At 34.5% G+C, this 13275-nt stretch carries 17 protein-coding genes; 8 read left to right on the top strand and 9 right to left on the bottom strand.

The genetic code is table 11. From position 1 onward, the window contains the following. The first annotated feature begins 243 nt into the window (after window positions 1-243). Both U473_RS00910 and U473_RS00905 read left to right on the top strand, forming a co-directional pair. Window positions 244-933 carry an AzlC family ABC transporter permease gene (locus U473_RS00910; protein WP_068722527.1) on the top strand — a complete coding sequence of 230 codons (690 nt, stop codon included), beginning with the start codon at window positions 244-246 and terminating at the stop codon, window positions 931-933. After that, window positions 930-1229, top strand: a complete 300-nt coding sequence (locus tag U473_RS00905) for an AzlD domain-containing protein (RefSeq protein ID WP_068722525.1) — start codon at window positions 930-932, stop codon at window positions 1227-1229. Before U473_RS00910 ends, U473_RS00905 begins: the two co-directional genes overlap by 4 nt. On the opposite strand, the gene U473_RS00900 is transcribed toward U473_RS00905, so the two are convergent. From U473_RS00900 to mutY, 5 genes are all read right to left on the bottom strand, one after another. Continuing rightward, entirely contained in the window at window positions 1212-2039 is an 828-nt protein-coding gene (locus U473_RS00900) for a hypothetical protein (RefSeq protein ID WP_068722523.1), read from the bottom strand. The genes U473_RS00905 and U473_RS00900 overlap by 18 nt on opposite strands. Window positions 2040-2089: 50 nt before the next feature. After that, complete coding sequence (locus U473_RS15590) at window positions 2090-2302, bottom strand: hypothetical protein (protein ID WP_407701939.1); 213 nt, start codon at window positions 2300-2302, stop codon at window positions 2090-2092. Between the two features lie 47 nt (window positions 2303-2349). Then, window positions 2350-2664, bottom strand: coding sequence for an esterase/lipase family protein (locus U473_RS00895; RefSeq protein WP_068722521.1), 315 nt, complete (start codon window positions 2662-2664; stop codon window positions 2350-2352). Window positions 2665-2785: 121 nt separating this feature from the next. Then, window positions 2786-3136: an NUDIX domain-containing protein gene (locus tag U473_RS14460; RefSeq protein ID WP_235589126.1), complete on the bottom strand. Its 351-nt coding sequence runs from the start codon at window positions 3134-3136 to the stop codon at window positions 2786-2788. A gap of 8 nt (window positions 3137-3144) precedes the next feature. Beyond that, the gene (gene mutY, locus U473_RS14455) at window positions 3145-3846 is read right to left on the bottom strand and encodes an A/G-specific adenine glycosylase (protein ID WP_153011968.1); all 702 of its coding nucleotides are present in this window, start codon (window positions 3844-3846) and stop codon (window positions 3145-3147) included. Window positions 3847-4023: 177 nt separating this feature from the next. On the opposite strand from mutY, the gene U473_RS00885 reads away from it, so the two are divergent. After that, window positions 4024-5010: a metal-dependent hydrolase gene (locus U473_RS00885; RefSeq protein WP_068722519.1), complete on the top strand. Its 987-nt coding sequence runs from the start codon at window positions 4024-4026 to the stop codon at window positions 5008-5010. 221 nt (window positions 5011-5231) lie between these two features. After that, a complete protein-coding gene (locus U473_RS00880) occupies window positions 5232-5792 on the top strand; it encodes a hypothetical protein (RefSeq protein WP_068722517.1) in 561 nt (186 codons plus the stop codon). Between the two features lie 85 nt (window positions 5793-5877). On the opposite strand, the gene U473_RS00875 is transcribed toward U473_RS00880, so the two are convergent. Then, window positions 5878-6480: a superoxide dismutase gene (locus tag U473_RS00875; RefSeq protein WP_068722515.1), complete on the bottom strand. Its 603-nt coding sequence runs from the start codon at window positions 6478-6480 to the stop codon at window positions 5878-5880. A gap of 286 nt (window positions 6481-6766) precedes the next feature. On the opposite strand from U473_RS00875, the gene U473_RS00870 reads away from it, so the two are divergent. Beyond that, window positions 6767-6946, top strand: coding sequence for a hypothetical protein (locus U473_RS00870; RefSeq protein WP_068722513.1), 180 nt, complete (start codon window positions 6767-6769; stop codon window positions 6944-6946). A 94-nt stretch (window positions 6947-7040) separates the two neighbouring features. On the opposite strand, the gene trhA is transcribed toward U473_RS00870, so the two are convergent. Beyond that, entirely contained in the window at window positions 7041-7691 is a 651-nt protein-coding gene (trhA, locus tag U473_RS00865; protein WP_082732296.1) for a PAQR family membrane homeostasis protein TrhA, read from the bottom strand. Between the two features lie 112 nt (window positions 7692-7803). Then, entirely contained in the window at window positions 7804-8661 is an 858-nt protein-coding gene (locus tag U473_RS00860) for a sugar diacid recognition domain-containing protein (protein WP_068722511.1), read from the bottom strand. Window positions 8662-8967: 306 nt separating this feature from the next. Here U473_RS00860 and U473_RS00855 point away from each other — a divergent pair, with 306 nt between their 5' ends. The 3 genes from U473_RS00855 to U473_RS00845 all read left to right on the top strand — a co-directional run bounded on the left by U473_RS00855 (window position 8968) and on the right by U473_RS00845 (window position 12245). Next, window positions 8968-10335, top strand: a complete 1368-nt coding sequence (locus U473_RS00855) for an alanine/glycine:cation symporter family protein (protein WP_068722509.1) — start codon at window positions 8968-8970, stop codon at window positions 10333-10335. Window positions 10336-10622: 287 nt separating this feature from the next. Further along, on the top strand, window positions 10623-11252 hold the full coding sequence (locus U473_RS00850; protein WP_068722507.1) for a hypothetical protein: 630 nt from the start codon (window positions 10623-10625) through the stop codon (window positions 11250-11252). 69 nt (window positions 11253-11321) lie between these two features. Next, window positions 11322-12245, top strand: a complete 924-nt coding sequence (locus U473_RS00845; protein WP_068722505.1) for an AEC family transporter — start codon at window positions 11322-11324, stop codon at window positions 12243-12245. A 66-nt stretch (window positions 12246-12311) separates the two neighbouring features. Here the strand turns inward: U473_RS00845 and U473_RS00840 are convergent. Beyond that, window positions 12312-13275: fumarylacetoacetate hydrolase family protein (locus tag U473_RS00840; protein ID WP_321164128.1), on the bottom strand; the 964-nt coding region annotated here is incomplete at its 5' end.

The raw sequence follows: 13275 nt of genomic DNA, 5'->3' as shown, positions 1-13275 counted from the left end.
ATCTTTTAAAAAAAGGTTTGTATATTCCATCGCGCTCCGTCATCCGTGCCCTTCTATGAATAAAGATTACGGAGAGAAGGGCACTTCTGAAGGTCGCAGCTTATGGAATATACAAACCCTTAAATGACTAATGGAAGAAAGTTATACTTTCTTAATCTTAAAAAAAACCAGGTCATCGCCTGGTTTTTTTATGCTATAATATGTTCAATATTTTGCTTATATGAGGAAAGGTAGGTTTATACAGTGGGAGAACTGAGATTAGGAATCAAAGATGGTTTGCCCATTGCCATTGGCTATTTACCTATTGCTTTAACTTTTGGTATCTTATCAATTCAAGCAGGACTGAATCCTTTTGAAGCAACAGGAATGTCCATTTGGGTATTTGCAGGAGCAAGCCAATTTATTGCAATCAATTTACTTCAATCCCATGCTCAAATACTTGAAATCGTTTTAACCACGTTTATTCTTAATTTGCGACATCTTCTGATGAGTACATCTTTATCTAGAAAGTTACAGGCAACACCTTTGATCAGCAGTTTATTATCCTTTGGTATCACTGATGAAACGTTTGTTGTTGCAAGTATGAGCGAAGAGAAATTCAATATTGGAGGAAAATATTTTTTAGGATTAGCTACCACAGCATATGTTGGTTGGGTAATAGGAACTTTTATTGGTAGCCTATTTTCTCAAATGATTCCAGCTTCTTTAACAGCGGGTATGGGTATTGCTCTTTATGTGATGTTTATTGGTTTATTGGTTCCCTCTATGAAAAAATCATGGCAAATCACTTTTATTGCCATCTTTAGTGGTTTAATGAACTGGATCATCTCTATGGTATTTACTTCACTTTCAAGTGGCTGGACGATTATCATTGCCACATTAATAGCAACTACGGTAGGTGCGTTTCTACCTCAAGAGGAGGAAATCATATGAATACTTGGATATTAATCTTTGCCATGTTCATTGTTACTTACTTACCAAGAATGTTTCCTATGTTATTTAAACAATTTCAATTTCCTAATTGGTTAAATCGTTGGTTAAAGTTTGTTCCTTATGCTGTCTTAGGTGCTTTAATTTTCCCTGGAATTATGGAGGCTAACCCTTCACATCCTACTTATGGATTAATAGCTGGTATTATTGGGGCGATTATTGCTTGGTTCTATTCAAATCTAATTTTAGTCGTGATTAGTAGTTTAATGGTGATGTTATTTTTACAATTTATATTTTGAATGGACAAATGATTTCACATAGTCTCGCTCTATTTTTTCTCCGTATTTGGTCTTCATAGAGAGATGAACTCTTAGATTTGCGATTGATTTAACATTGGGTAAACGCCACTCAGCATTAATCATTGAATGGTTGATCCTTGGTGTTAATTGGTTTTGGCCTCCATTGATATGAATCATAAGCGAATCCTTTTGCCAATAATCTGGAGGTTGAAATTGAATTTGTAGTGTTGATACCGAATCACATAGATTTTCCTGTCTTATATGGATTGCTTCATGTTGAAAAGAATCAAGAGAAACCATGATAAAAAAGGCTTCCCGCCTATTTCCTTTGATATGAATCTGATACGCTCCTGATTTAGGGTTTGACAATGAAAATTGATATAAATAAGCTCCATCAAATAAATCATCCATTTGAATACCTTCACTTCTCATCCTTATTTTTTGTTGATTGGGCATCACTAATTCAATTTCAACTTGTGCTGAGCTACTTAACCCTTGAATATCTATTCCTTTTTCATACTTTGGTACATAAAATTGAAAGGTTTCTTGATTTCCTCTTAATTGTCCACCATGTAATAGTAATGGATAAAGGATCCATTCCTGCTTTCTTTGCTCCAACTTAATGGGGTTTATTTTTTTGTGTGTATTTACAATACTATCTATAAAAGGAAATATATTTTTACCTAGCCGTATATTGTCATGATTCCAATGGCCACTGATATGTGTTGAATAGGGTAGACCGGCATCTTTAACAAGTACAACTCCATCATTTGCCCCATATTGACTTAAATATTTTCCACTCCAATGCAAATAGGATGAAAGATGATTTGTTGCATCAACACCATAGATGGTGTAATAAGCTATTGGTTTTTTTTTGCCATGACATCTATCTTTTCTCTCATTTTCTGCATATAACCTGTCTGCATTTGATACGTTCCCAAATCGTTATATGCTAATAATTTAGCTAAATGTCTCCCTTTATCACTAAAAGCCAAATCTGCTAAAGGACTTCCATAATGGGGAGTTCCTAATGTGATTAAACGGTCTACATATTCATAGCTCTGATAAAAAATTAGGGCAGTCTGGGCGTCGACTCCTCCTTTACTATGGCCGATAATATTTATTTTTTATTGCCAAAAAAATGATAGATTTCTTTGATCCTTTGACTGAGAATTTTTCCATTTTCCCATATGCTTTCCTGATCGGTATTCAAGTCTACAAAAGCAGTTGGATAACCAGCCCTTTTAGCTAATTGATACATGTCATTATGACCCGATTGATTTGTATTTTTAAACCACTTTTTTGAACTGCTATGTAAGCCATGGACAAAAAGTAGAGGCGGTTTCTCCGTCTCTTCTTCGGGTAAACCTACATACCAATTTCCAATTCGTCTAAAAGGATTTCTTGAAACTAAAACAGGATAGGATTGACTCATATTTATCACCCCATTTCTACACTATTCTATGACTTTCTTGAAATGAAGGTTTCACAATATTTTCAATAAATATTCCTTTATAAAGGAATGTGTTACCAATATGATTGAGAGGCAGCACCTTTTATTCAATGATTTTTCGAATAACATTATGATAAGCTTTAGGAAAACTTAGCTTATGAAGCTCCGCTTTTTTGAACAAAACCCACTGTTTAGGCCAATTTGAATCATGCTCAAGCTGCTCAATACCTATCCTATAGACCATCATATTCCAATGAAGATGAGTAAAAGTATGTTGCACATTCATCCAAGCTTGGTCTAATTTCAAATGAAAGCCATACATCTGATCAATCATCTCTTCCCATTCATTTTTCGTTAACGGGTCTTGGCTTTCTAAGGAGGGTACCTCCCACATTTTTGCTAATAAACCTTTATCAGGTCTTTTTACTAAAAATACTTCTTGTTCGGTCTCAATGACAAGACTTAAACGATGAATTGCTTTAATGGCTTTTTTGTTGCCTTAACCGGTAAGTCCTCATGATCCCCTTCTTTTCTTCCTTCACATAAGTCCATCATTGGACAAATTAAACATTGTGGAGATTTTGGCGTACAAACAAGGGCTCCCAATTCCATTAAAGCTTGGTTAAATGAACCTGCTTCCTCCTCAGGAATAAGTTGAAGGACTAGGTTTTCGATTTTCAATCTTGTCTTTGCCTTGGTAATATCATCAAACAAATGGAAAATACGGGAAATAACTCGCATCACATTCCCATCAACTGCTGGTTCTTTTTTACCATAAGCAATGCTTAAAATCGCACCAGCTGTGTAAGGGCCAATTCCAGGCAAATGAAGGATTTCTGTCTTTTGGTTAGGAACGATTCCATTATATTTTGCTTGAACTTCCTTTACACCTTTTAGCAGGTTACGTGCTCGTGAATAATAGCCTAACCCTTCCCATACTTTTAATACTTGTTCTTCCTCTGCATTCGCTAGATGTTCAAGTGTAGGAAATTGATTGATAAAGTTTTGATAATAAGGGATCACAGTATCTACTCTGGTCTGTTGCAGCATAATTTCTGAAACCCATATGTAATACGGATTTTGGTCCCTTCGCCAAGGTAAATCCCTTTTCGTTTCATGGTACCACTCTAATAGTTTCTTTTGAAAAAGATCTTTGTCTACCAAATCTAGTTTCTCTCTCCTTCATGTTGTCTTTGATCCACTGGATTAAAAAGCTATTTCTCGTCTATAATAGATTCTACAACACAGCCCACAAAAGTGACGACTTCCTTCGAAGCTTATTCCGAATACTTTTGTGGGGTACCATTATAACAATGAAAAGAAATCCGGAGGAGAAAAAACATGGATACAGGAACCCATTTTGTTATTGGCATCAGTTTAGCAGGTCTGGCCCATATCGATCCAGTTGTTTCTCAAGAACCACTTTTGGCACAAGTTATTCTTCTTGGAACAGTGATTGGATCACAAGCCCCAGATTTTGATGGAATTACGAGAATGCTCGGTGGAACCGCTAATTATATCAAAAACCATCGTGGGATTACCCACTCATTGCCGGCTTTTTTTGTCTGGCCAACTTTAATTTCATTTTTTCTCCTCATCTTTTATCCAACGATTCCATTTTCACATCTATGGTTATGGATCTTTATCTCTGTCTTTTTACATGTCTTTTTAGATCTGTTTAATCCTTATGGAACACAGGCATTACGACCGTTCAGTCAAAAATGGATAGCCTTAAATACAATCAATATATTTGATCCATTTATTTTTGTTAGTCATATTGTTGGTATTTTAATTTGGAGTTTTGAATGGTTAGATCCAAAAATTCTTTTTTCGCTTCTTTATCTTTTGACAATCATTTATCTCGTATGGAGACTATGTTTTCATCATAACCTTATCTCTACGCTACGCCAAGACTATAAGGTAACGGGTAAAATTACCATTCTTCCAACAATCCAATGGACGACATGGAATGTAATTGAAGAAAATGATGAAACTTATCGTATCGGGGTTATCCGTAACGACCAATTGGAATGGATAGATGAAAAAAAGAAGTTCAAAGATCATCAAAGTATTATCATGGCTAAACAAGACAAAAAAATTGAAGTGTTTTTATCCTTAACAGATTACGCATACCCAATGTGGAAGAAGACCTCTTTTGGATATGAGGTAAGATTTATTGATTTACGTTATCGTTTTAAAAACCATTATCCTTTTATCGGTATTGTCTTATTAAATGAAGAAATGCAAATCATCGATTCTTATATAGGTTGGGTCTATAATCAGGAACATTTAACAAAAAAAATCCATTCATTATTAAACCAAAGTTAACATAACTATTATTATTTAACTAAAGCGTTACTATATTATATCTTTAAAATACTGATATTATTAAAATTTTCTATATTTTGCAACTTAATATAACTTTACATAACATTATTGAAACTATTTGGTATTTATTGTAACATAAAACTTGTTGCAAAATAATTTTATAAAGATCATTGTTTTGCAATCATAACAAATCACGAAGGGATATGAGGAGGCTTTTACAAGTGAACAAAAGTAAATGGTTTATTTTAATGATCGTATCACTCATCACAATTATGTCTATTTCCCTAGTAGGATGTTCATCTGCATCAAAAGAAGAACCAGGAAACAAAGCTGGGCAAACGGCTGAAACACCACAAGACCTTGAAAAGGAAAAAACAAATGTTCAATCTGCAATTCTTATAGCGGAAAACAAATTAACCCTTATTTTCGAAGATTTTACACCAGAGGGTTCTGATACAAGTTATTTAGTTGCTAAATCAAGATATAAAACACTTGATGATGTAAAAAAGTTTTTAAGTCAATATTATACTGAAAATGGCGCAAACGAAGCAGTAAGTAACTATGTTAAAATGGAAGATGTTCTAACATTAGGACAAGTTCCTACTTTACAATTACCTGAAGACTATTTTATTCTTTCAAGTCACACTTTAACTGAACAAGATACGTTTACAGTTGAGGGCGATCAAGCCACTTTAACCGTTACTGATAATGGTAAAACCATCACTTATACAGTAAAAAAAGTGGATGACAAATGGTTATTAGATAATAAAACAATAAAATAAGTATAAAAGCCTCGCATACGCACGAGGCTTTTACCATTTATACATAAAGACCGTATATGATTAAAATATACCCTTTTCCCTATCATTATTTTGCGCGAGCTTCTTCAAAACGTCTGCTTACGTCTGCCCAGTTAATAATATTCCACAACGCATCAACAAATGCCGCACGCTTATTTTGATATTTTAAATAGTATGCGTGTTCCCAAACATCCATCACTAATACAGGAATAACTCCCCAAATCGTCAAATCTTGATGCTTTTCAGCTTGAAGGATAACTAATTGTTCTGAGGTACGATCCCAACCTAAGATTCCCCAACCAGAACCTTCAACTGCAACCGTTGCAGCAGCCATTTGCTTTTTAAATGCTTCAAAACTACCAAAGTCTTGTTGAATTTGTTCTGCAAGTGCACCTGTTGGTTCTCCTCCGCCATTTGGTGTTAAATTCGTCCAGAAAATGCTGTGTAAATAATGGCCTGACCCATGAAAAGCAGCTTCTCTTTCCCAATGTTTAATTAAAGCAAAGTCACCTGTTTGGCGAGCTTCTGCTAATTTTTCTAATGCTTTATTTAGCCCATCTACATATCCTTTGTGGTGAATATCATGGTGTAGTCGTACAGTTTGCTCATCATAATGAGGTTCTAAAGCATTGTAATCATAAGGTAATGCAGGTAATTCATGTTTTTTCATTTTAATTCCTCCTTTTAAATAAACAAGTATGTAGAATTTGCTCTACCTCTTAATTTCTCCTAAACTTCTTAAACTATCCAATTATTTTGCCATAACTTACCTCTGGTATTATTATGCAATAATTATTAAATAAAGTCAACAAAAAAGTATAATAAGTTTTTTAGTATATAAATATTGAAAATGCTATAGTCCCAATTTTTTTAAAATTTTAAATAGTTAGTTGAATTTACATGTTTAAACATATACAATAAAAGTGAGAAATTATCTTAGAAAAGGAGGAATTATCATGTGGGTAGTATATAAAGATGTGTACAAAAATAAAAAAGGCGATAAATTGATAAGCAGGGATATTATCCAAGGATTTAATACGAAGGAACACGCGGAAGAATTATTAGAGAAACTACTCAACGAAAATATAATTGAAAATGTTGATTATACGATTGATCAGGTAAATACGATCCTTTAGTAAACCCTATTTTTTATGTATGCTCGTGCTGTGTATGCTGTATATGAAAAACCCCACCTTTAAGATGGGGTTTAATTTTGAAGATTTTTATATTCTATAGAGGGATAATATAAAATAACATCATAAAAAAGTGAACGACACTTCCTATTACGACGAAGATATGGAAAATCTCATGAAATCCAAATCGATTCGGGAAAAAATCTAGCCATTTGGTTGCATAAATAATAGCTCCAATCGTATAAGCTACCCCGCCAACAAACATAAGTACCATTGCTCCTGTTGGAAGCTGGCCAATCAATTGAAATAAGGGAACTAAGGCAATCCAGCCTAAAGAAACATAAAAAGCTGTAGATACATAACGAGGAAGGTGGATAAACCATATTTTTAGTATGATACCGATAATAGCGAGTACCCATACTGAAATAAGCATTGCCCACTTCCATTTCCCTTCTAAGCCGAAATAAAAGACTGGAGTGTAAGATCCGGCAATTAAAATATAGATCGCTACATGATCTAATTTTTTTAATACCAACTCTTTTTTAGGTGTTGTTTTAATCCAATGATACAAAGAACTTGCACCATAAAGCAAAATTACACTTATCCCGTAAATAGTCATGATGACAAGTTTTGAAAGATTATCCCTAGATAGGATGACTAAAAAGACTAGTCCAACAATGGCCGCAATAAAGGAAACGAAATGGGTCCAAGTGTTTACAGGTTCCTTCATCTTTAAAATATTTTTCAACTAGCTTACCTCTTTTCTCCCTTAAATGATTAAACTATAAAATTAATCATACCCAATTTTTGAATAAAAAACAAATTAAAAAGACCCAATCATCGATTGAGTCTATCATTATTCACTCTTGCACTAAGTTTTCCATCATATCCTCTACTTCTTCAACATATTTTGCTAGTTCTTGAAGGGCAATCGATTGTTCCTTTGCCTTATTTTCATTTACCTGTACCTGTTGAAGAATATTAGCAAAGGCCTGATGAACAAGCACTAAAATCTCTTGAACTTGTTTTACAGATTCTTCACTATTACTTGCAAGTTTTCGTATTTCATTGGCCACGATTGTAAATCCTCTGCCTGCTTCTCCAGCTCGTGCTGCTTCAATTGCCGCATTAAGGCCAATCAATTTACTTTGCGAGGCGATATCCTTAATTAATTTCAAAGCGGTGGTTACTTCTTTTACTTGATCCCCTGCATTGATTACTTCGGCTGAAGTAGATTTGCTTGTAACAGCAAAATCTTCGGAACTAGCAGCTAATTCTTCAATCGTGGCAGCCATATTTTGTAATTGGCCATAGACATTTTCTGCAGCTTTTTGCTGTTTTATTTGATGTTCATTATTCTTTATCCATAAGATTACTGTACGAACGGCAACGCGAACGATCGGTTTCATCATCTGTGGATCACCAGTCATTCCGATGACCCCAATCCGTTTCCCTTGATATTCAATTGGTAGATTGCATCCTGCACGAACACCTTCTAACTTTGCAGCTTCTTCCTCTGTTACCAACGCTTCATTGATCATTCCTAACATGATTTGTCTTGCACTTTCATGAATGGTGCCAATACGTTCTGGTCTTGTAGATGAGATAATCACTCCACCTTCTCCCATTACATTCACATGTTGGCCTGTTTCCTCATGAAGGATTTGGACAATCTCATCATAAAATCCCTCTTGTACACTCATGATGTCATTACTCACTTTACATTCATCCTCTCCAATATTATCCATAACTGCTTAGATTATATATGAAAGGGGAAACATTTTCACTCTACATGTTAACTAAAAAAAGAGGCCATAAGTACCATATTTTTCGTACATACACATAAATTTAGGGCGAATTTACTATTTTTAATTCTTAAGCATTGTTCTCATTTATTTTACAAAAGTATTTTTTCATTGAAATTTCTTGAATAATTTAATTTACTAAAGGATATTTTTTGTGTAAAATGAATGAATAAATATAAAAGTATAAATATTATAAAAATTATTTTGAGAGGTGATGTTATGTTAAAAGACTTAATTGGCACACTCGGTGACATTGTCTGGGGTCCTCCGATGTTGATTCTTCTTGTCGGAACTGGTATTTTTCTTTCTCTTCGTTTAAAATTCATGCAATTTTCTCAATTACCTTATGCCCTAAAACTTGCTTTCTCTAAAAATCAAGATGATCAATCAGAGGGAGATATTTCCCACTTTGCCGCATTAATGACCGCTTTAGCTGCTACGATTGGCACAGGTAACATTGCTGGTGTAGCAACAGCTGTTATCTTTGGTGGACCTGGAGCTGTCTTTTGGATGTGGGTCACAGCGATCTTTGGTATGGCAACCAAGTATGCAGAAGCCATTCTTGCAGTAAAATATCGGACAATTGATGCAAGAGGTGAGATGGCTGGCGGACCAATGTACTATATCGAGAAAGGCTTAGGCTGGAAATGGTTAGGTGTACTATTTGCGCTATTTGCTTCCTTTGCTGCATTTGGTATTGGTAATATGGTTCAATCTAACTCTGTTGCTTTAGCTGTTCAAGAAAGCACAGGATTAACTACTTGGATTACTGGAATTATTCTTATGATTTTTACTGGCTTAGTTCTTTTAGGTGGTATCAAAAGTATTGGTAAAGTTACCTCTTATCTCGTTCCATTCATGGCTGTTTTTTATGTTTTAGGAGGATTAATTATTATTTTCTTAAATCTTGACAAGGTGCCAGGTGCTCTTGGCCTTATTTTCGGAAATGCTTTTACGGGCCAAGCGGCTGTAGGTGGTGCTCTTGGAGCTGTTATTCGTTACGGAGTGGCAAGAGGAGTTTTCTCTAATGAGGCTGGATTGGGATCAGCACCAATTGCTGCGGCTGCAGCAAAAACAGATATGCCAGGTCGTCAGGCACTTGTATCGATGACAGGGACCTTCTTAGATACGATTGTTGTTGCAAGTATAACAGGGATTGTACTTGTTATGAGTGGTCTATATGCCGGGGTTGATTTAAGTAACCCTCAAGCTGCTGAACTTACTGTTAGAGCCTTTGAGCAATTCTTACCCAATATAGGTCAATGGATTGTTTCCATCGGAATTATTTTATTTGCTTATTCCACGATTCTTGGTTGGGCTTATTATGGTGAGAAGAGTTTCGAATATCTATTTGGTGCAAAATCTGTATTTTTCTATCGTTTGGTTTTCACCATTGCAGTCTTTATTGGAACCACCTTTGAATTAAAAACTGTTTGGGATATTGCTGACGTGCTAAATGGAATGATGGCTGTTCCAAACTTAATTGGTCTTCTAGGCTTATCTGGTATTGTCGTAGCGGAAACAAAACGTTTCCAAGAGCAACGTAGATTAGAACTAGAAAAGCAAACCTCCACTTTTTCAGGTTAATTTAATTTACTTTCAGGTCTAGAAAAATAAGGGGATGGAGTAAGTAAGAGAAAGTTTAAAGAGGTGCATTTCCCCAATAGGAATGCACCTGTTTCTTTTCACTCTACCATATCTGGTGATAAAACATAGGCATAAACTAATTTTGCAGTCTGCTCCAATGACCGTATTTACAGGAATATTGGACTGATAAAATCCCCCACCTCAACTTTTACTAAATATCATATCAGAATGAAGTTTTTGTCATATTATGTTAAAATTAAGGATAGAAAAGAAAAGAGGGGATTTGCATGAATATACAGGAAATTGAAAAAAGAATCAATGAAACAAAAGAACTTACTTCTTCAGAAATACATCTGCTTTGGAAGAAATCCTTAGAAGATAGTAATCAAGCAAAAGATCAGTTGAAGTTTTATTATATGAAATCATTGTTACGAATTAAACCGTTATATGCTCATATAGAAGATCATGTTTTTTATACGACACTCGAGCAATCCGTAACAAAAGCATTAGAGCGTGGACTGAAATTTCGTGTAGAAGATTATAAAGCCTATATGAATCTTGCAAGCCAAACCTATTTTAAATATTTTTTACAGCCTAAAACAGAATCATTACATGTTCCATCCCTATTGTACCAAGCCTTTTTGAGACTAGAAGGGATTTTTGCTAAAGTTCCTTTACTACAGCAACAAAATGAACAAAAACAAATTGAGCTATTATCGAAAGGGTTTGAATACCCGATCTTCTCTACTCGTCTTCTTTATTATAGCTATTTAAAATGGAAACAGAATCAGCTTAGACAAGTAGATATAGATTTAACTGTCTCACTACTTCCTGCACCTCAACGTGTTGAATGGGAAATCTTTTATGAAAAAAGTTTAGAAGAGGTGGAGAAAACCATTCTAACTGAATTGAAATAAGTGAACTTCTTTGGAGGCGCTTAGAGGTTTCGTGGTAACTGTTCAACTGAATAGAAAAGAGGTCAAACGATGCATGAATTTTTTACCATTCTTGTCGATATCATTTTACCAGTTTTTATATTAATTTCTTTAGGCTTTTGGTTGCATCGGAAATTTCAACTAGATTTATATACATTAGCGAAAATTAATATTTATTATCTAGTTCCATCTATTATCTTTACTAAGCTATATAATGTTGAATTCTCACTATATTTATTTTTACAGATATTTCTCTTTTTTGTTCTTCAAATAGCTTTTTTGTATTTTCTGACTTGGCTAGTAAATAAAATCTTTCATCATGAAAAAGGTTTGGGAACGGCGTTTTCCAATAGTGTCATTTTTTATAATTCTGGAAACTATGGGGTTCCAGTTAATGATTTAGTATTTCGGCATGATACTTTTGCAATGAGTATACAAGTTATTGTTTTAACACTACAAAATATCTTTACTTTTTCATATGGAGTATTTGCTTTACAGTCAGTAAACGGTAGAAATCTTAAAACGATTTTAAGTTACTTTAAAATGCCAGTCTTTTACGCTATGGCATTAGGAATTTTATTTAATGTTTTAAATATACAGGTCCCATCCTTTGTGTTGGTTCCAGTTAACTATATATCAGATGCTTTAATAGCGATTGCATTGTTAACATTAGGTGCGCAGGTTGCTAATTTGAAAATACAATATATTAATCTAACTATCTTTTTTAGTCTTTTTTTCCGCTTATTAGTCGGACCAGCTATATCATTTGTCATAATTTGGTTGTTTCATATTGAAGGGATAATGGCTCAAGCGATGATATTATCCGCATCAATGCCCACAGCAGTAAATAGTGCAATTATTGCTCAGGAATATAACAATGAACCTGAATATGCGGCACAGGTCGTATTACTTAGTACTTTATTTAGTTCATTAACAGTTACGATGGTAATCTATTTAGTAAGATTATTTTTGTGAAAAAAATGATACTCTTAATCCAAATGTACAGGGTTAAACACAATAACCCCAAAATGGGGTTATACTCTATAATCTATTACTGGATTCTATAATCTTATTCCGTAACCATCCTAAACCTTCCACGTGTATTTCAACAATATCATTAGCTTTTAAATATCGTGGAGGGGTGAATCCCTCTCCAACACCCGCTGGCGTTCCGGTTGCAATTACATCTCCCGGCTCAAGAGTTGTTCCCTGTGAGATAGTTGAAATGATTGTTGGGATGTCAAAAATAAGTTGTTCGGTATTAGCTGACTGACGAACTTCACCATTAACACGGGTTTCAATATGTAAATTATTAGGGTCTATTATTAAAGATTTATAGGCAATAAATGGTCCCATAGGACAAGCCGTATCCAAACTTTTTCCTAAAAAGAATTGCTTGTGACGTTTTTGTAAATCACGTGCTGTAATGTCATTGATCATTGTATAACCAAAAACATAATCAAATGCTTCTTCCTTGGATATTTTACTTCCCTTTTTCCCAATAACAACAGCTAATTCACCTTCATAATCTAATGCACTCGTGATGTCTGAATGATTCCATATATCTGCAAAAGGACCATTAACGGAAGTGGCTGCTTTTGTAAATACCATTGGATGTTTTGGTATTTCATCAGCAGAGCCCATTTCCAAAGCATGGGCGGCATAGTTTTTACCTAAGCAGAATATATTCTTTGGCGGGCGAGGAATTGGAGCCAGCAATGTAACCTCTTCAGAATTTAGCTGATATACCCAATTCCTATTTTCTTGTAGTTCTACCCATTCTAACAATTCATTTACATCTTTAATAAATCTATCTCCAAGTGTTATCGCCTCTATCATAGAGGTTGGTAAAAGTTTAACCTCTTTAGCTGATTGAGCTCTCTGCAAATCAATCACTTCTGTAACTTCCTCATTAACGACTCCTAGTTTTGTTTCTTGCCCTAGTTGAAAAGTTACAAATCTCATTTTCTCCCCATTTCCTTTCTTAATAAATTTATATTTTTTC

The organism is Tepidibacillus decaturensis, from assembly GCF_001561915.1.
In the GTDB taxonomy this organism is placed as follows: Bacteria; Bacillota; Bacilli; order Tepidibacillales; family Tepidibacillaceae; genus Tepidibacillus_B; species Tepidibacillus_B infernus.
This window is presented reverse-complemented; position numbering and strand designations above follow the sequence as displayed.